15 protein-coding genes, 1 tRNA gene and 2 pseudogenes are annotated in these 21157 nt (G+C 70.6%); 11 read left to right on the top strand and 7 right to left on the bottom strand.

Going from position 1 to position 21157, the window contains the following annotated elements:
• Nucleotides 1-32: 32 nt before the first annotated feature.
• Together A9X00_RS20700 and A9X00_RS20695 are read left to right on the top strand one after the other, a co-directional pair.
• On the top strand, nt 33-521 hold the full coding sequence (locus A9X00_RS20700; RefSeq protein WP_067157693.1) for an inorganic diphosphatase: 489 nt from the start codon (nt 33-35) through the stop codon (nt 519-521).
• Nucleotides 522-578: 57 nt separating this feature from the next.
• Entirely contained in the window at nt 579-1271 is a 693-nt protein-coding gene (locus A9X00_RS20695; RefSeq protein WP_067157691.1) for a hypothetical protein, read from the top strand.
• A gap of 53 nt (nt 1272-1324) precedes the next feature.
• Here the strand turns inward: A9X00_RS20695 and A9X00_RS20690 are convergent, their stop codons facing one another.
• Entirely contained in the window at nt 1325-2413 is a 1089-nt protein-coding gene (locus A9X00_RS20690) for a DUF475 domain-containing protein (protein WP_067157687.1), read from the bottom strand.
• A gap of 90 nt (nt 2414-2503) precedes the next feature.
• Here A9X00_RS20690 and A9X00_RS20685 point away from each other — a divergent pair, with 90 nt between their 5' ends.
• From A9X00_RS20685 to A9X00_RS20675, 3 genes are read left to right on the top strand one after another with little or no spacing between them, the layout of a single operon-like run.
• Nucleotides 2504-3778: a hypothetical protein gene (locus A9X00_RS20685; RefSeq protein ID WP_067157684.1), complete on the top strand. Its 1275-nt coding sequence runs from the start codon at nt 2504-2506 to the stop codon at nt 3776-3778.
• Between the two features lie 24 nt (nt 3779-3802).
• Nucleotides 3803-4516, top strand: coding sequence for a glycosyltransferase family 2 protein (locus A9X00_RS20680; protein ID WP_156772209.1), 714 nt, complete (start codon nt 3803-3805; stop codon nt 4514-4516).
• Nucleotides 4513-4863 carry a DUF2304 domain-containing protein gene (locus A9X00_RS20675; RefSeq protein WP_067157681.1) on the top strand — a complete coding sequence of 117 codons (351 nt, stop codon included), beginning with the start codon at nt 4513-4515 and terminating at the stop codon, nt 4861-4863. Before A9X00_RS20680 ends, A9X00_RS20675 begins: the two co-directional genes overlap by 4 nt.
• A 218-nt stretch (nt 4864-5081) precedes the next feature.
• On the opposite strand, the gene A9X00_RS20670 is transcribed toward A9X00_RS20675, so the two are convergent.
• Nucleotides 5082-6026 (bottom strand): NAD-dependent epimerase/dehydratase family protein, encoded by a 945-nt coding sequence (locus A9X00_RS20670; RefSeq protein WP_067157678.1) that lies wholly within the window; start codon nt 6024-6026, stop codon nt 5082-5084.
• On the opposite strand from A9X00_RS20670, the gene A9X00_RS20665 reads away from it, so the two are divergent.
• On the top strand, nt 5992-7809 hold the full coding sequence (locus A9X00_RS20665; protein WP_369830777.1) for a hypothetical protein: 1818 nt from the start codon (nt 5992-5994) through the stop codon (nt 7807-7809). The two genes, A9X00_RS20670 and A9X00_RS20665, sit on opposite strands and share 35 nt — an antisense overlap.
• 21 nt (nt 7810-7830) lie before the next feature.
• Here A9X00_RS20665 and A9X00_RS20660 read toward each other — a convergent pair.
• Together A9X00_RS20660 and A9X00_RS20655 are read right to left on the bottom strand one after the other, a co-directional pair.
• A tRNA-Thr gene (locus tag A9X00_RS20660) sits at nt 7831-7906 on the bottom strand.
• A 51-nt stretch (nt 7907-7957) separates the two neighbouring features.
• Nucleotides 7958-9166 (bottom strand): DNA polymerase III subunit delta', encoded by a 1209-nt coding sequence (locus A9X00_RS20655; protein ID WP_067157725.1) that lies wholly within the window; start codon nt 9164-9166, stop codon nt 7958-7960.
• Between the two features lie 107 nt (nt 9167-9273).
• Here A9X00_RS20655 and A9X00_RS20650 point away from each other — a divergent pair, with 107 nt between their 5' ends.
• Nucleotides 9274-10926 carry an adenylate/guanylate cyclase domain-containing protein gene (locus tag A9X00_RS20650; protein ID WP_156772208.1) on the top strand — a complete coding sequence of 551 codons (1653 nt, stop codon included), beginning with the start codon at nt 9274-9276 and terminating at the stop codon, nt 10924-10926.
• Here the strand turns inward: A9X00_RS20650 and topA are convergent.
• From topA to cspA, 3 genes are all read right to left on the bottom strand, one after another.
• A complete protein-coding gene (gene topA / locus A9X00_RS20645; RefSeq protein WP_067157675.1) occupies nt 10923-13712 on the bottom strand; it encodes a type I DNA topoisomerase in 2790 nt (929 codons plus the stop codon). The two genes, A9X00_RS20650 and topA, sit on opposite strands and share 4 nt — an antisense overlap.
• A 193-nt stretch (nt 13713-13905) precedes the next feature.
• Complete coding sequence (locus A9X00_RS20640; protein ID WP_067157672.1) at nt 13906-14505, bottom strand: hypothetical protein; 600 nt, start codon at nt 14503-14505, stop codon at nt 13906-13908.
• A gap of 125 nt (nt 14506-14630) precedes the next feature.
• Complete coding sequence (cspA, locus tag A9X00_RS20635) at nt 14631-14834, bottom strand: cold shock protein CspA (RefSeq protein ID WP_007166602.1); 204 nt, start codon at nt 14832-14834, stop codon at nt 14631-14633.
• 249 nt (nt 14835-15083) lie between these two features.
• Between cspA and A9X00_RS20630 the strand changes: the two genes are divergently transcribed.
• From A9X00_RS20630 to A9X00_RS20615, 4 genes and pseudogenes are all read left to right on the top strand, one after another.
• Nucleotides 15084-17399, top strand: a complete 2316-nt coding sequence (locus tag A9X00_RS20630; protein WP_067157670.1) for a DEAD/DEAH box helicase — start codon at nt 15084-15086, stop codon at nt 17397-17399.
• A gap of 187 nt (nt 17400-17586) precedes the next feature.
• Nucleotides 17587-18480: pseudogene (locus tag A9X00_RS20625) on the top strand (PE family protein); the annotation flags it as partial.
• Between the two features lie 129 nt (nt 18481-18609).
• Nucleotides 18610-18999 (top strand): annotated as a pseudogene (locus A9X00_RS20620) (Zn-binding domain-containing protein); the annotation flags it as partial.
• Between the two features lie 131 nt (nt 19000-19130).
• A partial coding sequence (locus tag A9X00_RS20615; protein WP_067157651.1) for a PE family protein occupies nt 19131-21157 on the top strand: 2027 nt, incomplete at its 3' end.

Genomic DNA, 21157 nt, shown 5'->3' with positions numbered 1-21157 from the left:
CCAGGTCCACCCCTCGTGAAGGAGCCCGCGCGGTGCAATTCGACGTCACCATCGAAATTCCGAAAGGTCAACGCAACAAGTACGAGGTTGACCACGAGACGGGCCGGGTGCGGCTGGACCGCTACCTCTACACCTCGATGGCGTACCCCACCGACTACGGCTTCATCGAGGACACCCTCGGCGAGGACGGCGACCCGCTGGACGCGCTGGTGCTGCTGCCGCAATCGGTGTTCCCCGGGGTGATCGTGGAGGCACGCCCGGTCGGAATGTTCCGGATGGTCGACGAGGCCGGCGGCGACGACAAGGTGTTGTGCGTGCCGGCCGGCGACACCCGGTGGGATCAGATCCAGGACATCGGGGACGTGCCGTCCTTCGAGCTCGACGTCATCAAGCACTTCTTCTCCCAATACAAGGCCCTGGAGCCTGGCAAGTACGTGAAGACCGCCGACTGGGTCGACCGCGCCGAAGCCGAGGCCGAGGTGCAGCGTTCGGTGGAGCGGTTCAAGGCTTCCGGGCACTAACGCTCTCGGCGTAACCCGCGCCCCGCGGCTCGGTGGCATCCTGGCGATGTGACCCCGATGCTGCATTTCGCCGGCAATTTCTGGTGGCTGATCTTCCCGCTGAGCGGCACGGTCGCCGCGGGCGTGCGGGCGGTCGCGGCCGCCAACGAGCGCCGGGCCGATCGGCGGCTGGAGCGCTACCGGCTCAAGCAGCAGGCCAAGATCGCCGCGGCCGAGGCGGCCGGGCGCAACCGGGACAACAGGGCGGGCTCGCGCCGGGAGCTCACCAAAATCATTGCGTCGCATGACCGTACCGACGCGCGGTGGTTCGACTACGAACTCGACCTCGCCAAATTGCTGGACTTCCCGATGATGACGGACATGCGCGACCCGCTGACCATCGCGTTTCACAAGGCGAAGCGGCGCGCGGACCTGATGCGCCCGGAACGGGACTCGGACTTCGAGACCCTCGCCGGCGATCGGGCCGCGCAGGTGGAATACCGCGACGCCGTCCACGAGTACATCAGCGCGTTCGAGATCGCCGAGGCCGAGGCGATTCGCCGCCGCCGCAGCGACTTTTCCGAGGACGACCAGCAACGGCTGGCGCGCGCGCAGCACCTGCTGCACCTGGCGCAGGACGAGGCGGCCACGCGTGAGGAACGCCAGAACGCCTACCTGCGGGCCAGCAAGGAACTCGACGGGCTGATCGTGCTGCCGGCGCCGGCGCGGGCCGCGATCGAGCGGCGGATCGCCGGCCAGATCGAGGCTTAGCCCGACGACGATGCGGGCCGTGCAACGGCCCGCTGAGAAGTCGGGCCATCGGACTAAGCCGTCGTTGCCGCGGCCTTGCGCCGATTGCGCAACACGCTCCAGCCCAGGGCCGCCCCGACGAAAACCACGCCCACCGAAGCGGTGAACGCCTCGGGCACCTCGAACCGCGGCTCGATGGATGCCAACATGATCACGGCCAGCGCCCCGATCGCCCAGTGCGCGCCGTGCTCCAAGTACACGAAGCGGTCCAGCGCGTCCTGCTGGACGAGGTAGATGGTGATCGACCGGACGAACATCGAGCCCACCAGTCCCAGGCCCAGCGCGATGACGATCGGGTCCGACGTGATCGCGAAGGCGCCGGTGACGCCGTCGAACGAGAAGGCGGCGTCGAGCACCTCGAGGTACAGAAACAAGGTCAGGCCGGCCTTGCCGACTGCCGTGCCGGCCGGCTTGCCGCCCGTCGCTGTGTCGACGTCCGCCGGCCGAAACGCCCGGCTCAAACCGTTGACGACCAGATAGGAGACCAGGCCCAGCACCCCGGCCGTCAGCACGGTGGCGCGCTCGTCGCCGGAGTGCGTCAGCTCCGTCGCAACCAGGACCAGCGCGAGCCCGGCCACCACGACCGCCACGTGGCCCAGGCGCCCGATGCGCGCAAACGGAACCTCAATCCACTTGAGCCACTTGATGTCTCGGTCGTAGAACACGAAATCCAAGAACAGCATCAACAGGAAGGTCCCGCCGAACGCCGCGATCTGGGGGTGGGCAGCGGCGATCAGCTTTTCGTAGCTGGGCGAGCCGTCCGGGAATTCCAGCGCGCCATGCGGCGGCGGATTGAGCGCCAACTCGAACGCGCGAACCGGGTCGAGGCCCGCGGTGGCCCAGACGATGAGCAGCGGAAAAAACAACCGCATGCCGAAGACGGCGATGAGGATGCCCAGCGTCAGGAACATCTGCCGCCAAAACGGGCTCATCCGCTTGAGGATCGCCGCGTTGATGATGGCGTTGTCGAACGACAGGGATATCTCCAGAACGGCCAGCACCAGCAACAGAAAGAGGGCGTTCAGCCCGCCGTGCAGATACCCGATCGCGAGGGCCGCGGCGGTGACAAACAGCGAGATCCCGAAGATGCGGAACGCGGCCATGGATCCTTCCCAACAGCCGCCAACAATAGCGACAGCCTCGCCGCCGCAGGCGATCAGTGCGGGCGCACTTACTATTTTCAAATTGTGGCGATGCCCGAAGCCGGCGGTACCCAAGCCTCCACCGGGGCCGGCCCGGTCGCGCGCGGCAGCGTGGCCCGGGTCGCCACCGCCACCGCGCTGACCGCGCTGTGCGGGTACGCGGTCATCTATCTGGCCGCCCGCGACCTGGCGCCGCGCGGCTTTTCGATCTTCGGGGTGTTCTGGGGCGCGTTCGGTCTGGTCACCGGGGCCGCGTTCGGCCTGCTACAGGAAACCACCCGCGAGGTCCGCTCGGAGAGCTACCTGCACGACATCGGGGCGGCCCCGGTCAGCCGCACCCATCCGCTGCGCGTCGCCGCGATGATCGGCGTGGCCGCGGCTGTTGTGATCGCCGGCAGCTCGCCGCTGTGGAGCGGGCGGGTGTTCGTCGAGGACCGCTGGTTGTCGGTGGCGCTGCTGTCCGTCGGGCTGGCCGGGTTCTGCCTGCACGCCACCCTGCTCGGCATGCTGGCCGGCACCAATCACTGGACCTCCTACGGGGCGCTGATGGTGACCGACGCGGTCATCCGGGTGACGGTCGCCGCGGCCACGTTCGTCCTCGGCTGGGGCCTGACCGGATTCCTGTGGGCGACCGTGGCGGGCGCGACGGCCTGGCTGATCATCCTGGCGGCCTCGCCCACCGCCCGCGCCGCGGCCCGGCTGCTGACGCCGGGCAGCACCGCGACGTTCCTGCGCGGCGCCGCGCATTCCATCACCGCGGCCGGCGCCAGCGCGATTCTGGTGATGGGGTTTCCGGTGCTGCTGAAGCTGACCAGCGCCGAGTTGGGCGCGCAGGGCGGCGTCATCATCCTGGCCGTGACGCTGACCCGCGCGCCGCTGCTGGTGCCGCTGACCGCCATGCAGGGCAACCTCATCGCGCACTTCGTCGACGAGCGCAGCGACCGGCTTCGGGCGCTGCTCGCGCCGGCGGCGATCATCGGCGGCGTCGGCGCGGTCGGGGTGGCGGCCGCGGGCTTCGTCGGCCCCTGGCTGCTGCGGGTCTTCTTCGGTCCGCAGTACCAGGCCAGCAGCGCGCTGCTGGCCTGGCTGACGGCGGCGGCCGTGGCGATCGCGATGCTGACGCTGACCGGGGCCGCGACGGTTGCCGCGGCGCTGCACCGGGCCTACGCGCTCGGTTGGGTCGGCGCGACGGTGGCGTCGGGGTTGTTGCTGCTGTTGCCGCTGCCGCTGGAAACGCGCACGGTGGTCGGCCTGTTGTGCGGCCCGATGGTGGGAATCGGCGTGCATCTGGCGGCGCTCGCGCGCGCCGGACGCCTAACCGGCTGATCCTGGCTAACCTTGTGGGCATAAATGGGCTTGAAAATGGACACTGAACCGCGCTACCCGGACGTCTGGATCGTCATTCCCGCCTTCAACGAAGCCGCAGTGATCGGCGACGTGGTCGCCGATGTGCGCTCGGCCTTCGACCATGTCGTCTGTGTGGACGACGGCAGCACCGACGGCACCGGCGAGATCGCCCGGCGGGCCGGGGCGCACCTGGTGCGCCATCCCGTCAACCTGGGCCAGGGCGCGGCCATCCAGACCGGCGTCGAGTACGCCCGCCGCCAGCCCGGGGCGCGGGCCTTCGCCACGTTCGACGCCGACGGCCAGCACCGCGTCAAAGACGTGGCCGCGATGGTCGAGCGGCTCGGCGTGGGTGACGTCGACGTCGTCATCGGGACCCGGTTCGGCACCCAGGAAGGCAGCCGGCCACCGCTTTTCAAGCGGATCGTGCTGCGGACCGCGGCGCGGTTAAGCCGGCGCGGTCGCCGACTTGGCTTGACCGACACCAACAATGGGCTGCGGGTGTTCAACAAGAAGGTCGCCGACGGGCTGGACATCACCATGAGCGGCATGAGCCACGCCAACGAGTTCGTCATGCTGATCGCCGAAAACCATTGGCGCGTAGCCGAACAACCGGTTGAGGTGCTCTACACCGAATACTCGAAGTCGAAGGGGCAGCCGCTGCTGAACGGCGTCAACATCATCTTCGACGGGTTTCTGCGAGGGAGGATTCTTAAGTGAACTGGATCCAGGTGTTGCTGATCGGGGCGATCGTCGCGCTGCTGGTCTACCTGTTGCGGTCGCGCCGCAGCTCGCGGTCCAAGGCGTGGGTCAAGGTCGGCTACGTGCTGTTCGTGTTCGGCGGCATCTACGCCGTGCTGCGGCCCGACGACACCACGGTCGTCGCGCACTGGTTCGGCGTGCGCCGCGGCACCGACCTGATGCTCTACGCGCTCATCATCGCGTTCAGCTTCACCACCCTGAGCACATATATGCGGTTCAAGGACTTGGAGCTGCGCTACGCGCGACTGGCGCGGGCGGTGGCGTTGGAGGGCGCGCAGGAGCCCGAGCCGTCGTCGAACATGTAGTTTCCGCGGCCGTGCGTGTGCAGTGAGGGCTTTGCGGGTGAACCCACGGCGGGATCTCGGCGATTTCCCCGCCCTCGGTTCACACTGAAAGCCCTGACTGCACAATCAAAGAGCCGACCGCCCAGCGGCTAGCTGCCCTCGTCCACCAAGCCGCCGAGCGTGAAATCACGGTGAAGAACCTCGCAGAATTCCACCCTGTGTTCACGCTCGGCGCAGGGTCAAAGAGTGTGGGCCTTGCGGAAGTACTCCACCGTGCGGCGCACCCCGTCGTCGAGCTGCACCTGCGGGCGCCAGCCCAAAACCCTTTCGGCCAAACCGATGTCGAGGCACGAGCGCCTCAGATCGCCCAGGCGGTCCGGATGGAACTCCGGGTCGTCGGGCCCGCCGACGGCCGCGGCCACCGCCGAATGCAGTTGGCGGTCCGAGGTTTCGACGCCGGTGCCGACGTTGAACCGCTGCCCGCCGCCCGCGGGACCGGCGGCCTTGACGAACGCGTCGACCACATCGTCGACGTACACGTAGTCGCGGGTTTTGCCGCCGTCCCCGAAGACCTTGGTGGGCTTGCCGGCCAGCAGCGCCTGGGCGAAGATCGCCACCACGCCGGCCTCGCCGTGCGGGTCCTGCCGCGGGCCGTACACGTTGGCGGGCGCGATGTGCGAGCAATCCAGCCCGTACAGATTGCGAAAGGTGTTCAGGTAAATCTCGCCGGCCACCTTTCCGGCCGCGTAGGGCGACGACGGGTCGGTGGGCACCGACTCGGGGGTCGGGTACACCGGCGGGGTGCCGTAGATGGATCCCCCCGACGAGGTGTGCACGATCTTGCGCACGCCCGTCTGGCGCGCCGCCTCGGCCAGGCGGATGGTGCCGATGACGTTGACCGACGCGTCGAACTGGGGGTTGGCCACCGAGTGCCGCACGTCGATCTGCGCGGCCAGGTGAAACACCACCTCCGGCCGGTGCTCGTCGAGGATCGCGTGCAGGTCGGCCGTCACGATGTCCGCCTCGACGAAGACGTGCGCCGGGTTGTCGGCCAGGTGCTCGAGGTTGGTCGCGCGACCGGTGGCGAAATTGTCCAGCCCCACCACCGTGTGACCGTCGGCCAGCAGACGGTCGACTAGCGTCGACCCGATGAATCCGGCTCCCCCGGTGACCAGTGCGCGCACCGGCCCACCATACAAGCGGGGGGTCATGGCAGTAGCCGCCGCACTCGTCGTCGCGCAGCTAGGGGTCCGCGCGGTGTTGGCGTTCGGGGGCTACTTCTACTGGGACGACCTGATTCTCATCGGCAAGGCCGGGACGCAGGGCCTGCTGTCGCCGTCGTACCTGTTCGACGACCACGACGGCCACGTGATGCCGGCCGCGTTCCTGCTCGCCGGCGCGCTCATCCGGCTGGCGCCGCTGGACTGGACCGGCCCGGCGATCAGCCTGTTGGTGCTGCAGCTGCTGGCCTCGCTGGCGCTGCTGCGGGCGCTGTACGTCATCCTCGGCTGGCGGTGGGTGCTGCTGTTGCCGTTGACGTTCGCGCTGTTCACGCCGCTGGCCGTGCCGGGGTTCGCCTGGTGGGCGGCGGCGCTGAACTCGCTGCCCATGCTGGCGGCGCTGGCCTGGGTGTGCGCCGATGCGATCCTGCTGGTCCGCACCGGCAACCGGCGCTACGCGCTGACCGGCGTGCTGGCCTACCTCGGCGGGCTGCTGTTCTTCGAGAAGGCGGCCGTGATTCCGTTCGTCGCCTTCGCGGTGGCCGCGCTGCTGCGGCATGTGGGGGGCGACGGCTCGGCGGTGCGAACGGTGTGGCGGGCGGGCCGGCCGTTGTGGATCCCGTCGCTGGCGCTGACCGCCGCGTGGGTCGCGCTGTATCTGGCGGTGGTCAACCAGAAGCGCTGGAGCACCGACCTGTCCATGACCGGGGACCTGCTGTGGCGCTCGATCACGCACGGCATCGTGCCGGGGCTGGCCGGCGGGCCGTGGCACTGGGACCGCTGGGCCCCGGCCTCGCCCTGGGCCACTCCCCCGCCGCTGGTGATGGCGCTCGGCTGGCTGGTGCTGGCCTTGATCCTCGCGCTGTCGCTGTTCCGCAAGGAGCGCATTTGGCCGGTGTGGCTGACCGCGGCGGGCTACACCGTCGCCTGTCAAGTGCCGATCTATCTGATGCGGTCGTCGAAGCAGACCGCGCTGGAACTCGCCCAGACCCTGCGCTACCTGCCGGATCTCGTTGTGGTGCTGGCGCTGCTGGCCGCGGTCGCGTTGTGCGCGCCGAACCGGCCCGCCGCCGCGCGGTGGCTCGACGCCGCACCCAAACGCGCCGCGGCGACGGCGTGTTTGGCGGCGGCGTTCGTGGCCAGCAGCCTGTACTCGACGGCCACGTTCCTGACCAGCTGGCGCGACAACCCGGCACAGCCCTACCTGCAGAACGCGCGGGCCAGTCTGGCGGCCGCGCGCGCTTCCTCGGACGCACCCCTGCTGGACCAGGAGGTCGACCCGCTGGTGTTGCAGCGGGTGGCCGCCCCGGAGAACCTGGCCAGCCACATGTTCGCCCTGCTGCGGGATCGGCCCGAATTTTCCTCGGCGACAAGCCAATTGCGCATGTTCGACAGCTCGGGCCGGCTGATCAAGGCGCGGGTCAGCTGGATCCGCACCATCGTGCCGGGACCCATGCCGCAGTGCGGGTACTTCGCCCAGCCGGACAAGCCGGCGCGGCTGATACTCGACGGCCCGCTGCTGCCCGCCGACTGGACCGTCGAACTCAATTACCTTGCCAACAGCGAGGGTTCGATGACGTTGTCGCTCTCCGAGGGGCCCGACGTCAAGGTGCCGGTGCATCCGGGCTTGAACCGCGTATTCGTCCGGCTGCCGGGCGCCGGGGACGCGATCACCGTCCGCGCCAACACCACGGCGCTGTCGTTGTGCCTGGCGTCGGGGCCGGTCGGATTCGTCGCGCCGGCATGACTCCGGTGCTCGCCGAGATTTTGGAGCCACCTAGGAGAATCGAACTCCTGACCTGCTCATTACGAGTGAGCCGCTCTACCGACTGAGCTAAGGTGGCGTGCCCTACGGGCGGCACGAGTCTACGGCAGGCGGCGCGGCCCACCCAAGTTCAGTCCCGCAGCTCCTGGCCGAACGTGGCGACCATGGCGTCAACGGCGAACTTGGGTTTGACGTTGATCGCCAGCGCCTCGCGGCACTGCAGCACCGCCTCGATGCAGCGCAGCAGCTTCTCGGGCGAGGCGTGGGCGGCCAGGGCCGCCACCCGATCGGCCATGTCGGGGTGGTTCGCCTGGACGCCGCCGGCGTTCGCCGACACCACCAGCGCATCGCGGAAGTACGTGGCGAGGTCGATCAGCGCCCGGTCCAGGGCATCGCGCGACGCCCGCGTCTGGCGCGACTTCTGCCGTCGCTCAAGGTCCTTGATCGCGCCCGTGGCGCCCCGCAACGCGCCCGCGGTGCCCTTGCCGGTGCCACCGGCACCGAGCGCCGTCCGCAGCTCCTCGGTCTCGGCCTCGGCCGGGTCCGCCGTCAGCACCACGGCCTCGGCCTCGGCGGCGGCCACCAGCTCCTCGGCGGCGGCGTAGGCGCGCGACGGGGTCGCCGCGTCGCGGACCAGGCCCAGCGCCCGCTCCCGTCGCTGCCGCGCCTCGGAATCGGTGGCGAGCCGGCGCGCCCGCCCCACATGCCCGCCGCTGACCGAGGCGGCCCAGTTGGCCGTGTCGGCGTCCAGGCCGTCGCTGTCAACCAGGACCCGCGCGATCGCCTCGGTCGGCGGGGTCACCAGCGCGACGTGGCGGCACCGGGACCGCAGCGTGACCGCGATGTCCTCGGGGTCCACCGACGGCGCGCACAGCAGGAACACCGTCGACGGCGGCGGCTCCTCGACCACCTTCAGCAGCGCGTTCGCGGCGCCCTCCGTCAACCGGTCGGCGTCCTCGATCACCACGATCTGCCGGTGCCCGGTCGTCGGGCGCCGCGACGCGATCTGCACGATGGCCCGCATCTCGTCGACGCCGATGGACAGGCCCTCGGGGATCACCCGGCGCACGTCGGCGTGGGTGCCGGCCATGGTCGTCGTGCAGGCCCGGCAGCGCCCGCACCCGGGCTCGCCTTCGTCAGTGCATTGCAGCGCGGCCGCGAAGCACAACGCGGCCACCGAGCGGCCGGAACCCGGCGGGCCGGTGATGAGCCACGCGTGTGTCATAGTCCCGTCGGCCGGATCGCTGTGAGCCGGATCACCGCGGGCCGCGCGGGCCGCGGCGAGCAGCGTGGCCACCACGGCCTCCTGGCCTACCAGCCGCGTAAACACCCCGGACATCACCGGCAACACTAGTGACGCTGACCGACCGATACCGATCGGCCACCGGATCGGGACGAATCCGTGACATTTCCGCGCATTTCGGCAGGTATTTGCGACTTGCCGAGATGCTTATTGTTTTCCGCCAAGTCGGCCCTGCCCGATACGGTGGATTGGTGGCAACCGAGGCAGCACTGCCCGGGCGGATCAGCGCGTTCGCCCGGTGGGTGGTGCGCACGCCATGGCCACTGTTCGCGCTGAGCATGCTGCAGGCCGACATCATCGGCGGGCTGTTCGTGCTGGGCTTCCTGCGCTACGGCCTGCCACCGCAGGACCGCATCCAGCTGCAGGACCTGCCGCCGGTCAACCTGGCCGTCTTCGTCAGCGTCGTGATCGGCCTGGTCACCGCGGGGCTGGTGTTCAACCTGCGGCTGATGCTGCCGGTTTTCCGCTGGCAACGCCGCGACAACCTGCTGGCCGAGGACGATCCGGCCGCCACCGAGCTGGCCCGCAGCCGAGCCTTGCGCATGCCGTACTACCGCACGATCACCAGCATGGCCGCCTGGTGCATCGGCGGCGCCGTGTTCATCATCGCCAGCTGGTCGGTGGCCAAGTACACCGCGCCCGTCGTCGCGGTGGCCACGGCCCTGGGCGCCGCCGCGACAGCGATCATCGGATACCTGCAATCCGAACGGGTGCTGCGGCCGGTCGCCGTCGCGGCCCTGCGCAGCGGCGTGCCGGAGAACGTCAAGGCGCCCGGTGTGATCCTGCGCCAGATGCTGAGCTGGATGCTGTCCACCGCGGTGCCGCTGCTGGCGATCGTGCTGGCCGTGGTCGCCGACAAGGCCTCCCTGCTGCACGCGACGCCCGAGAAGCTGTTCAACCCGATCCTGTTGCTGGCGTTGGCGGCGCTGGGCATCGGGCTGGTCAGCACGCTGCTGGTGGCCATGTCGATCGCCGACCCGCTGCGCCAGCTGCGCTGGGCGCTGTCGGAGGTGCAGCGCGGAAACTACAACGCGCACATGCAGATCTACGACGCAAGCGAGCTGGGCCTGCTGCAGGCCGGCTTCAACGATATGGTGCGCGACCTGTCCGAGCGGCAGCGGCTGCGGGACCTGTTCGGCCGCTACGTCGGCGAGGACGTGGCCCGCCGGGCGTTGGAGCGCGGCACGGAGCTGGGCGGCCAGGAGCGCGACGTCGCGGTGTTGTTCGTGGACCTGGTCGGCTCCACCCAGCTGGCCGCCACCCGGCCGCCCGCCGAGGTTGTCCACCTGCTCAACGAGTTCTTCCGCGTGGTCGTGGACACCGTCGGCAAGCACGGCGGGTTCGTCAACAAGTTCCAGGGCGACGCGGCGCTGGCCATCTTCGGGGCGCCGATCGAACACCCCGACTCCTCCGGCGGCGCGCTCGCGGCCGCCCGCGAGCTGCACGACGAACTGCTCCCCGTGATCGGCTACGCGGAGTTCGGCATCGGGGTGTCGGCCGGCCGGGCCATCGCCGGCCACATCGGCGCGCAGGCCCGCTTCGAGTACACGGTGATCGGCGACCCGGTCAACGAGGCCGCGCGGCTCACCGAGCTGGCCAAGCTGGAGGCCGGGCACGTGCTCGCGTCGGCGATCGCGGTCAGCGGCGCGCTGGACGCCGAAGCCCTGTGCTGGGACGTCGGCGAGGTCGTCGAGTTGCGAGGCCGCGCGGCACCGACCCAGCTGGCCCGGCCGGTGAAGCTGGCCGCGCCGGAAGACGTTGTGGAAGAAGAGGTTTCGAGCGACGCGCGCGGTTAGCGCTTGGTCGCCCGCTTCGCCGGGGCCTTGCGGGCGGATTTCTTCGCGGGCCGCTTCGCCGGACCGCGGGCCCGCCGGTCGGCCAGCAGCTCGGCGGCGCGCTCGTCGGTGATCGACAGCACGTCGTCGCCCTTGCGCAGGCTGGCGTTGGTCTCGCCGTCGGTGACGTACGGCCCGAAGCGGCCGTCCTTGATCACCATCGGCTTGCCCGACGCCGGGTCGGTGCCCAGCTCGCGCAGCGGCGGCGCCGAAGCGCCCTGCCTGCCACGGCGTTTGGGCTCGGCGTAGATCTTCAGCGCCTCTTCGAGCGTGATGTCGAAGATCTGGTCCTCGGTCGCCAGCGAACGAGAGTCGTTGCCCCGCTTCAGGTATGGCCCGTAGCGCCCGTTCTGCGCGGTGATCGGCTCACCGGATTCGGGGTCGGAGCCGACCACCCTCGGCAGCGACAGCAGCTTCAGCGCGTCCTCCAGCGTGACCGTCTGCAGGTCCATGCTGCGCAGCAGCGAGCCGGTCCGGGGTTTGGGGCCGGTGGGCTTCTTGCCCTTCTTCGCCGGAGCGCCCCCGTCGTCTTCGTCGGGCTGCGGGGGCAGGATCTCGGTCACGTACGGGCCGTACCGGCCGTCCTTGGCGACGATCTCGTGGCCGGTTTCCGGATCGATCCCCAGGACGCGGCCCTCCTGGGGCGTGGCGAAGAGCTCCTCGGCCACCTCCAGCGTCAGCTCGTCGGGGGTCAGCGAGTCGTTGAGGTTGGCGCGCTGTGGGGTCGGTTCGCCGTCCTCGCCCGTCACGATGCGTTCCAGGTAGGGCCCGTTCTTGCCCACCCGGACGTAGACGGGCCGGCCTTCGGCGTCGTCAAACACCTTGATGGAGTTGACTTCTCGCGCGTCGATGCCCTCGAGGTTGACGCCGACGAGCTTCTTCAGGCCGCCGGAGCGCGCTATCGACTCCGGCACGCCGTGGTCGCCGCCGAAGTAGAAGTTGTTGAGCCAGGTGGTGCGCTGCTCGTTGCCGGATGCGATCGCGTCGAGCTCGTCTTCCATCGCCGCGGTGAAGCCGTAGTCGACCAGCCGGCCGAAATGCTGTTCCAGCAGGCCGGTGACCGCGAACGCGACCCACGAGGGCACCAGGGCGCTGCCCTTCTTGTACACGTAGCCGCGGTCCTGAATGGTCTTGATGATCGACGAGTACGTCGACGGCCGGCCGATGCCCAGCTCCTCGAGCGCCTTGACCAGCGAGGCCTCGGTGTAGCGCGCGGGCGGGTTGGTGGCGTGGCCGTCGGGGGTGAGCTCGAGGGCTTCCAGCCGCTGCCCCTCGGTCAGGTGCGGCAGCCGGCGCTCGGCGTCGTCGGCCTCGCCCCCGGCCAGCTCGTCCACCGTCTCCACGTAGGCCTTGAGGAAGCCGGCGAACGTGATGGTGCGTCCGGTCGCGGAGAAAATCACGTCACGTTCCCCAGACCTGCCGCCGATCCGCAGGCTCAGCGTGGTGCCGCGCGCGTCGGACATCTGGGAGGCCACCGTGCGCTGCCAGATCAGCTCGTAGAGCCGGAACTCGTCGCCGTCGAGCTCGCGACGCACCGCGTCGGGGGTCGCGAAGGTCTCCCCGGCGGGCCGGATCGCCTCGTGCGCCTCCTGGGCGTTCTTCACCTTGCGGGTGTACTGGCGCGGCGACGGCGAGACGTATTCCTCGCCGTAGAGCTGGCGCGCCTGGTTGCGCGCCGCGTTGATCGCCGACTGCGACAGGGTCGTCGAGTCGGTGCGCATATAAGTGATGTAGCCGTTCTCGTAGAGGCGCTGCGCGATGCTCATCGTGCGCTCGGAGGAGAACCGCAACTTGCGGCCCGCCTCCTGCTGCAGCGTCGACGTCATGAACGGCGCGTACGGGCGCCGGGTGTACGGCTTCTCCTCGACCGAGGTCACCGACAGCTGCGCGCCGCGCAACCCGGTGGCCAGCTCCGTCGCGGCGGCCTCGTCGAGGACCACGACCTCATCGGCCTTGCGCAGCTGACCCAGTGAGTCGAAGTCGCGGCCGGTGGCGACGCGCAGGCCGTCCACGCCGGCCAGCCGGGCGGTGAAGGTGGGTGGCTGGGCCTGCGGGTCGGAGACGCTGGCGTCCAGCTGGGCGACGATGTCCCAGTACGACGCGCTGCGGAACGCCATGCGGTCGCGCTCGCGCTGCACGATGATGCGGGTGGCCACGGACTGCACGCGGCCCGCCGACAGCCTGGGCGCGACCTTCTTCCACAGCACCGGGCTGACCTCGTAGCCGTACAGCCGGTCCAGGATGCGGCGCGTTTCCTGGGCGTCGACCAGGTCGATGTCCAGGTCGCGGGGGTTTTCGGCGGCCTCCAGGATCGCCGGTTCGGTGATCTCGTGGAAGACCATCCGCTTGACCGGGATGTTCGGCTTGAGGGTTTCCAGCAGATGCCAGGCGATGGCCTCGCCCTCGCGGTCACCATCCGTGGCCAGGTAGAGCTCGTCGACGTCTTTGAGCAGGCCCTTGAGCTCGCTGACGGTGCTCTTCTTCTCCGGGCTGATGATGTAGAGCGGCTCGAAGTCGGCGTCGACGTTGACCCCGAGCCTGGCCCATGGCTCGGACTTGAACTTGGCGGGCACGTCGGCCGCCGCGCGGGGCAGGTCGCGGATGTGGCCTCGGGAGGATTCGACGATGTAGCTGGAACCCAGGTAGCCGGCCAGTTTGCGCGCCTTTGTCGGCGACTCGACGATGACGAGCCGCCTACGGATGCCATTTCCGCCGCTGACGCGGTCCTTTAGCTTCGGGTCAGCCAACTGCGCTTACGCTCCATCTCTTATCTCGGCCCCCTTGGAGACCGCCCCTGCAGGAAGAATGACAGGCCAGCGTCCGAAATTCCGGTGAAATCAGGTACGCGAGCGTTCCTTCGCTTCAGGGCACCTGACAATTTCGCACCCTCGGGCGGGCCTGCGCAAACCGGCTTGCCCACAAACGGGTCCTAAAGCCCGGCTAGACCCGCGGCCACAGCGACAACGCCTCGGCGGCGTCCGGCGGTTCCCCCACGTTCTCTACCAGGCGCGACAGCCGGCGACGGCCGCTGATACGAAGCGCCGGCCGGCCGCCGCGCGTGCCGATCAGGGTGGGCGCGATTCCGACTCGCATCAGCGCCGACGCCAGCGGGGAATGGGTGTCGGGCGCGTGCGGGTCCAGGCCCAGCAGGTAATGGTCGCCCTCCGGGTTGCCGGCCGCCAGCGTCCACGCCCGCAGCTCTCGCGGCCCAGGCAGCCATCGCGGGGGCACCGTCTTGACCGCGCCGCGGGTCCACTCGGCGGCCAGCGTGATCAGCGCGGGGGTCACGGCCGTCCGCACCAGGGGGGTGTCCTCGTCGGTGCGGCCGATCTCGGGCGCCAGGCCCGCGTCGCGGATCATGTCGGCCAGCGCACTGGCCCGCCACGGCTGGTCGACGACCACCGAGAGCCGCGCGCCCTGTTCCTCGCTCTTGGACGGGGCGCCCACCACGACGATCTGACCGGAACACGCCAGCACCCCCGAGAGATCGGCAACCGCGGGCGGCACCGACTCCGCTGTGAAGAAGGAAAGCTGGCTCACGCCAACGACAGTAGGCCAGGTCGACCGTCCACGCCTTCAGGCGCTCTAAACGGAAAGCGAAAACCCCCCGGCGAGTTCCGCTGGGCGGAGTTGCGCGGGGGGTTTCCTCGGAGAAGCTGCTCGTCTCAGACGGAGCGGACTCCGGTGGCCTGGGGGCCCTTAGGGCTGTGGCCGATCTCGAACTCGACCTTCTGGTTCTCTTCAAGGGTGCGGAAGCCCGAACCCTGGATCTCCGTGTAGTGGACAAAAACATCTGCGGAACCGTCTTCGGGAGCAATGAACCCGAATCCCTTCTCCGCGTTGAACCACTTCACAGTTCCCTGTGGCATCTCTCGATCTTTCCTTTTCTTATGGGTGCGGGGCACCGCCTTTCGATGCCCCGGGCCAGCTGCGACCGCCATGCTCTCGCGTAGTCGCCGGAACGTCACCCGACCGATTAACCTCGCAGGAACCGCGGCCGCAACGTTGTTCCTGCGAAAGTTTTACACGAACACAGAAGCTGCGACCGCAATCAGTCAACCATGTTCATCGCGTCCGCGACAGACTTGTGTGTCGGACTGATCCTTGGAGGGTGTCGCGTGGCGAGTTTCGGCGCCGACCTGCTGGCCGTCGCGCTCGCCGGAACGGCCGCGGGCGAGCGTCCGCTGCGCCACGTCGCCGAGCTGCCCGCGCGCGCCGGCCGGCCGCACGGCTGGCCGCAGTGGGCCGAGCCCGACGTCGTTCGCGCGTTCGCCGAACGGGGTGTCGAAGCGCCGTGGTCACACCAATTCCAGGCCGCCGAACTGGCCCACGCCGGCCGCCACGTGGTGATCAGCACCGGCACCGCGTCGGGCAAGTCGTTGGCCTATCAGCTTCCCGTCCTCAACGCGCTGGCGACGGACCCGCGGGCCCGGGTGCTCTACCTGTCGCCGACCAAGGCGCTGGGCCACGACCAGCTGCGCACCGCGCACGCACTGACCGCCGCCGTTCCCCGCCTGCATGACGTCGCGCCCACCGCCTACGACGGCGACAGCCCCGCCGAGGTGCGACGCTTCGCGCGCGAACGCTCGCGATGGCTGTTTTCCAACCCCGACATGATCCATCTGTCGATCCTGCGCAACCATGCCCGCTGGGCCGTCCTGTTGCGCGGCCTTCGCTTCGTGATCGTCGACGAATGCCATTACTACCGCGGCGTTTTCGGCTCGAACGTGGCGATGGTCCTGCGCCGGCTGCTGCGGCTGTGCGAGCGCTACTCCGCCAACCCGACCGTGGTGTTCGCCAGCGCGACGACCGATTCGCCGGGCGCGACGGCCGCCGAGCTCATCGGCCGACCGGTCGCGGAGGTCACCGAGGACGGCTCGCCGCAGGGGGCGCGGACCGTTGCGTTGTGGGAGCCCGCATTGCGAGCCGACCTGACCGGCGAGCACGGTGCGCCGGTGCGGCGATCCGCCGGCGCCGAGGCGGCGCGGGTGATGGCCGACCTGATCGCCGAGGGCGCGCAGACGCTGACGTTCGTCCGGTCGCGCCGCGCCGCCGAATTGACCGCACTGGGCGCGCGGGCGCGGCTCGAGGACGTCGCGCCGGACCTGTCGTCGAAAGTGGCGTCGTATCGGGCCGGTTATCTCGCCGAGGACCGCACCGCGCTGGAGCGCGCCCTGGCCGAGGGGCGGCTGCGCGGCCTGGCCACCACCAACGCGCTGGAGCTGGGCGTCGACATCGCCGGGCTGGACGCGGTGGTGCTCGCCGGTTTCCCCGGGACGGTCGCCTCGTTCTGGCAGCAGGCCGGGCGGTCGGGGCGACGGGGCCAGGGTGCGCTGGTCGTCCTGATCGCCCGCGATGACCCGCTGGACACCTACCTCGTCCACCACCCGGCCGCACTGCTGGACAAGCCGGTCGAGCGGGTCGTCATCGATCCGGCCAACCCCTACATCCTCGGACCCCAACTCCTTTGCGCCGCAACCGAAATGCCGCTGGACGAAACCGAGATCCGGGATTTCGGCGCCATCGAGGTGGCCCAGGGCCTGGTCGACGACGGGCTGCTGCGGCGGCGCAGCGGCAAGTACTTCCCCGCGGCCGGGGTACAACCGCACGGGGCGGTGGACATCCGCGGCTCGGCCGGCGGCCAGATCGTCATCGTCGAGGCCGACACCGGGCGACTGCTGGGCAGCACCGGCGCGGATCGGGCTCCGGCCACGGTGCATCCCGGCGCGGTCTATCTGCACCAGGGCGAGACCTATGTCGTCGACTCCCTGGACACCGAGGACGGGATCGCGTTCGTGCACGCCGAGGATCCCGGGTATGCGACGTTCGCGCGCGAACTCACCGACATCGTGGTCACCGGCAGCGGCGAACGGTCGACCTTCGGGCCCGTCACCCTGGGTCTGGTGCCGGTCCGGGTCACCCACCGGGTGGTGGGCTACCTGCGTCGCCGGTTGTCCGGCGAGGTGATCGACTTCATCGAACTCGACATGCCCGAGCACGTGCTGCCCACCACCGCCGCCATGTACACTATCGAGCCAAATGCCTTGCTGCGCAACGGGATAGAGGCACCGCGCGTCCCCGGATCCCTGCACGCGGCCGAACACGCGGCGATCGGCCTGCTGCCCCTGGTGGCCAGCTGCGACCGCGGGGACATCGGCGGCCTGTCCACCGCGATCGGACCCGACGGGCTGCCGACCGTCTTCGTCTACGACGGCTACCCGGGCGGGGCGGGATTCGCCGAGCGTGGATTCCGCCGGGCCCGCACGTGGCTGGGCGCGACGGCCGCGGCGATCGAGGCGTGCGAATGCCCCAGCGGATGCCCGTCGTGCGTGCAGTCCCCCAAATGCGGCAACGGCAACGACCCGCTCGACAAGGCCGGTGCGGTACTTGTGCTGCGGCTGGTGCTCGCGGAATTGGGTGGCGAATCACCTTAAAGAAGATCCGGTAGCCGGCCGTCGGGTGGTTGGGGTCGGCGCCGCGCTAACCGGTCGGACGGCTTGGCATCGGGACTGGCCACGGAATTCAATCAAGCCGGGCACGCGACCAGACCAGCCAGTACACTCCCACACAACCCGTCACCGTCGGGCCCCGCACGTTAGGCAACTATTCGGGAGGTGCCCGATGTCGTTCTTCGCAACGACGCCGGAGGCGGTGGCTGCGGCAGCCGCCGATCTGGCCGGTATCGGTTCGAACTTTCGCGAGGCCACCGCGAGCGCAGCGGCACCCACGACAACGGTGCTGGCCGCCGCCGAGGACGAGGTCTCAGTCGCTGTTGCGGCGCTGTTCGGCGCGAGTGGTGAGCAATACCAGGCGTGGACCGCCCGCTTCGCGGCGTTTCACGACCAGTTCGTGGGGGCATTGAGCGGCGGCGCCGCGGCCTACTCCGGGGCCGAGGCCACCAACGAGGGGCTGTTAAACGTCCTCGCGGACGATTTTCTCTCCGTGATCAACGCCCCTACAGAGGCGTTGCTGGGGCGTCCGCTGATCGGCAACGGCGCCGATGGGGCGGCCAACACCGGACAAAACGGCGGGGCCGGGGGAATCCTGTTCGGCAACGGCGGCAAAGGGGGATCAGGAGCTGCCGGCCAGGCTGGCGGCAACGGCGGACCCGCGGGTTTGTGGGGAGTCGGCGGGACCGGCGGCCGGGGCGGCGCAACAATAGCGGTTGGGGCCAACGGCGGGGCCGGCGGCACCGGCGGGACGGGCGGCTGGCTGTTCGGCGCTGGGGGGACCGGCGGTGGCGGCGGCGCTTCACTGCTTGCCAACGGCGGGTCCGGTGGCGCGGGTGGGGCCGCCCTATTGTTCGGCCACGGTGGAGCTGGCGGTGCCGGAGGAGCGATTTCGGGCCAAGTAGCCGGCGTGGTCGGCGGGGCAGGCGGAGCCGGCGGCAACGCCGGCCTGTTGGTCGGCGGCGGTGGTAACGGCGGTAACGGCGGGTTCCTCGGTGGCAGCGGTGGCCTTGGCGGCAAGCATGGGCTGCTGCTCGGCCATGACGGGGCCAATGGGGCCAACGGGTAGCGAGCGGGTTGATCTGCGAGAGGATTGGCCCGCCGCTAACATCATCGATCAGCCGCCACGGCGGCGCAGACGCCCGCACTGTGGCTGGCTTTAGCCAGCAAATCGATCCGCCGCCTGTACATCTACGCCCTGGATGCCTTGCTGCGCAACGGAATTGAGCCTCCGCACCTTCCCGGATCCCTGCACGCCGCCGAGCACGCGGCCGTCGGCCTGCTGCCCCTGGTGGCCAGCTGCGACCGCGGGGACATCGGCGGCCTGTCCACCGCGATCGGACCCGACGGGCTGCCGACCGTCTTCGTCTACGACGGCTACCCGGGCGGGGCCGGATTCGCCGAGCGTGGATTCCGCCGGGCCCGCACGTGGCTGGGCGCGACGGCCGCGGCGATCGAGGCGTGCGAATGCCCCAGCGGATGCCCGTCGTGCGTGCAGTCCCCCAAATGCGGCAACGGCAACGACCCGCTCGACAAAATCGGTGCTGTGTCGGTGCTGCGGCTGGTGCTCGCCGCGTTGGGGTGATCGCCGTTCCGAAAACGGCACGAGGTTTGCTCAAAACGCGATACCTAGTTCCGCTCGGTATGTTCCAATCCTCAGCGAAACCAAGGCGGGCAGTCGGGCGCCGGCCGAGTCGAGCTAAGGGGCGATATCCGGTGTCGTTTGTGGTTGCGGTGCCCGAGCTGCTGAAGACGGCGTCCGCGGATCTGGCCAAGCTGGGTTCGACGCTAGACGCCGCGCATGCGGGCGCGGCGGCCCAGACGACCAGCGTGGTCGCGGCGGCCGAAGACGAGGTCTCGGCGGCCATTGCGGCGCTGTTCTCCGCCCACGGCCAGGCATACCAAGCCTTCGGTGCGCAGGCGGCGGCGTTTCAGTCTCAGTTTGCGCAGGCATTGGCGGGCGGTGCCCAGGCCTATGCCACCGCCGAGGCCGCCAACGCCTCACCGCTGCAAGAGCTGCTCGACGCGGCTAACGCGGAAAGCGTCGCGATGACGGGGCGCCCCCTGGTCGGCAACGGCGCCAACGCGGCGCCCGGGAGCGGCCTCAACGGCGCTCCCGGTGGCTGGTTGCTCGGCGACGGCGGCGCCGGCGGCTCGGGCTCAGCCGGCCAAAAGGGCGGCAACGGCGGCGCAGCCGGGTTCTGGGGCACCGGCGGCGCGGGCGGGGCCGGCGGAAGCGGCGCGGCCGGCGGCAACGGCGGAGCGGGCGGCCTGCTTGCCGGCAGCGGCGGTACGGGCGGCACGGGCGGTTCGGCTGGTTCTGGCGGGGCCGGTGGGGCCGGCGGCCTGTTCGGCGCGGGCGGCCTCGGTGGCACCGGCGGGTACGGCGGGGGCACCGGCGGGGCCGGCGGGAATGGCGGACTCTTGAGCGGCCTGGTCGGCAATGGCGGAGGCAACGGCGGCGTCGGCGGGTATGGCGGTGGTACCGGCGGCGCCGGCGGCAACAGCGAGCTGTTCGGCTACGGCGGATCCGGCGGATCCGGCGGATTCGGTACGGGTACCGGCGGCCACGGTGGCAACGGCGGGTTCATCATGGGCGCCGGGGGGGCCGGCGGGACCGGCGGCAGCGGCGGATCCGCCGGTGGTGCGGGCGGTGCGGGCGGTGACGGCGGTAATGGCGGCATGCTGCTGTCCAGCGGCGGAGCCGGCGGCGCCGGCGGGTATGGCCTGAACAATGGCGGCGCCGGCGGGGCGGGCGGCAATGCCCTGCTGCTCGGAAACGGCGGAAGCGGCGGCGCCGGCGGAGCCGCCACGCAATTCGACAGCCACGGCGGCGCCGGCGGGACCGGCGGGCGGGCCGGCGTGCTGCTGGGCAATGGCGGGGCCGGCGGCGCCGGCGGCCAGGCCGGCCCGTATGGCGGTGCCGTCGGCGGCACCGGCGGAGCCGGAGGCGACGCCGTGCTGATCGGCAACGGCGGCAACGGCGGCGTCGGCGGCGCCGGGGCGCCTCCGACGTCGGCCAGTAACGGCGCCGGCGGTATCAGTGGGGCGCTGTTGGGTCTCGACGGCTTCAACGCCCCCGCCAGCGCCTCGGCCTGGCACACCATGCAACAGCAGGCGATCAACGCCATCAACGCGCCGATTCAGGCAGAAACCGGACGCGCGCTGATCGGCAACGGCACCCCAGGCGCCGCGGGCACCGGCGCCAACGGGACGCCGGGCGGGTGGCTGCTCGGTGACGGCGGCGCCGGTGGCTCCGGCGGCGGAAACGGCGGCGCCGCCGGCCTTATCGGCACGGGCGGCCCCGGTGGCGCGGGTCTCGGCTTTACCGCTGGCACTGGTCAGGCGGCCGGAGCGGGCGGCGCCGGCGGATGGTTGTTGGGCGACGGCGGGGCCGGCGGAACCGGCGGGTTCGGTTATCAAGGTAATGGCGGGGCCGGCGGAACCGGCGGAACCGGCGGCCTGTTCGGCGCCGGAGGTGGCGGCGGAAGCGGTGGCGATAGCCCCAATGGCGGCCGCGCCGGTAACGGCGGCGCCGGCGGAACCGGCGGTCTGCTCGGCGGGCTGGTCGGCGCCGGCGGCGGCAACGGCGGGGTCGGCGGGGCCTCCGTACTTGTCAACGGCGCGGGCGCCGGCGGAGCTGGCGGGAACGCGGGCCTGCTCGGGGGTCCGGGCGGCGCGGGCGGAACGGGCGGCTTCGGCTTCGGCGGGGCGGGCGGAGTGGGTGGCGCGGTCTCCGGCGG

It is taken from the genome of Mycobacterium sp. 1245805.9, from assembly GCF_001672915.1.
Lineage (GTDB): Bacteria > Actinomycetota > Actinomycetes > Mycobacteriales > Mycobacteriaceae > Mycobacterium.
Note: the sequence above shows the minus strand (reverse complement) of the source record. Positions and strands in the feature narration are given on the sequence as shown.

Excerpts from the sequence above, each read along its gene's own strand:
- A9X00_RS20695 (WP_067157691.1), top strand. The coding sequence starts at position 579 with ATGCTGCATTTCGCCGGCAATTTCTGGTGGCTGATCTTCCCGCTGAGC.
- A9X00_RS20690 (WP_067157687.1), bottom strand. The coding sequence starts at position 2,413 with ATGGCCGCGTTCCGCATCTTCGGGATCTCGCTGTTTGTCACCGCCGCG.
- A9X00_RS20685 (WP_067157684.1), top strand. The coding sequence starts at position 2,504 with ATGCCCGAAGCCGGCGGTACCCAAGCCTCCACCGGGGCCGGCCCGGTC.
- A9X00_RS20680 (WP_156772209.1), top strand. The coding sequence starts at position 3,803 with ATGGGCTTGAAAATGGACACTGAACCGCGCTACCCGGACGTCTGGATC.
- A9X00_RS20665 (WP_369830777.1), top strand. The coding sequence starts at position 5,992 with ATGAATCCGGCTCCCCCGGTGACCAGTGCGCGCACCGGCCCACCATAC.
- A9X00_RS20655 (WP_067157725.1), bottom strand. The coding sequence starts at position 9,166 with ATGTCCGGGGTGTTTACGCGGCTGGTAGGCCAGGAGGCCGTGGTGGCC.
- A9X00_RS20650 (WP_156772208.1), top strand. The coding sequence starts at position 9,274 with ATGCTTATTGTTTTCCGCCAAGTCGGCCCTGCCCGATACGGTGGATTG.
- cspA (WP_007166602.1), bottom strand. The coding sequence starts at position 14,834 with ATGCCACAGGGAACTGTGAAGTGGTTCAACGCGGAGAAGGGATTCGGG.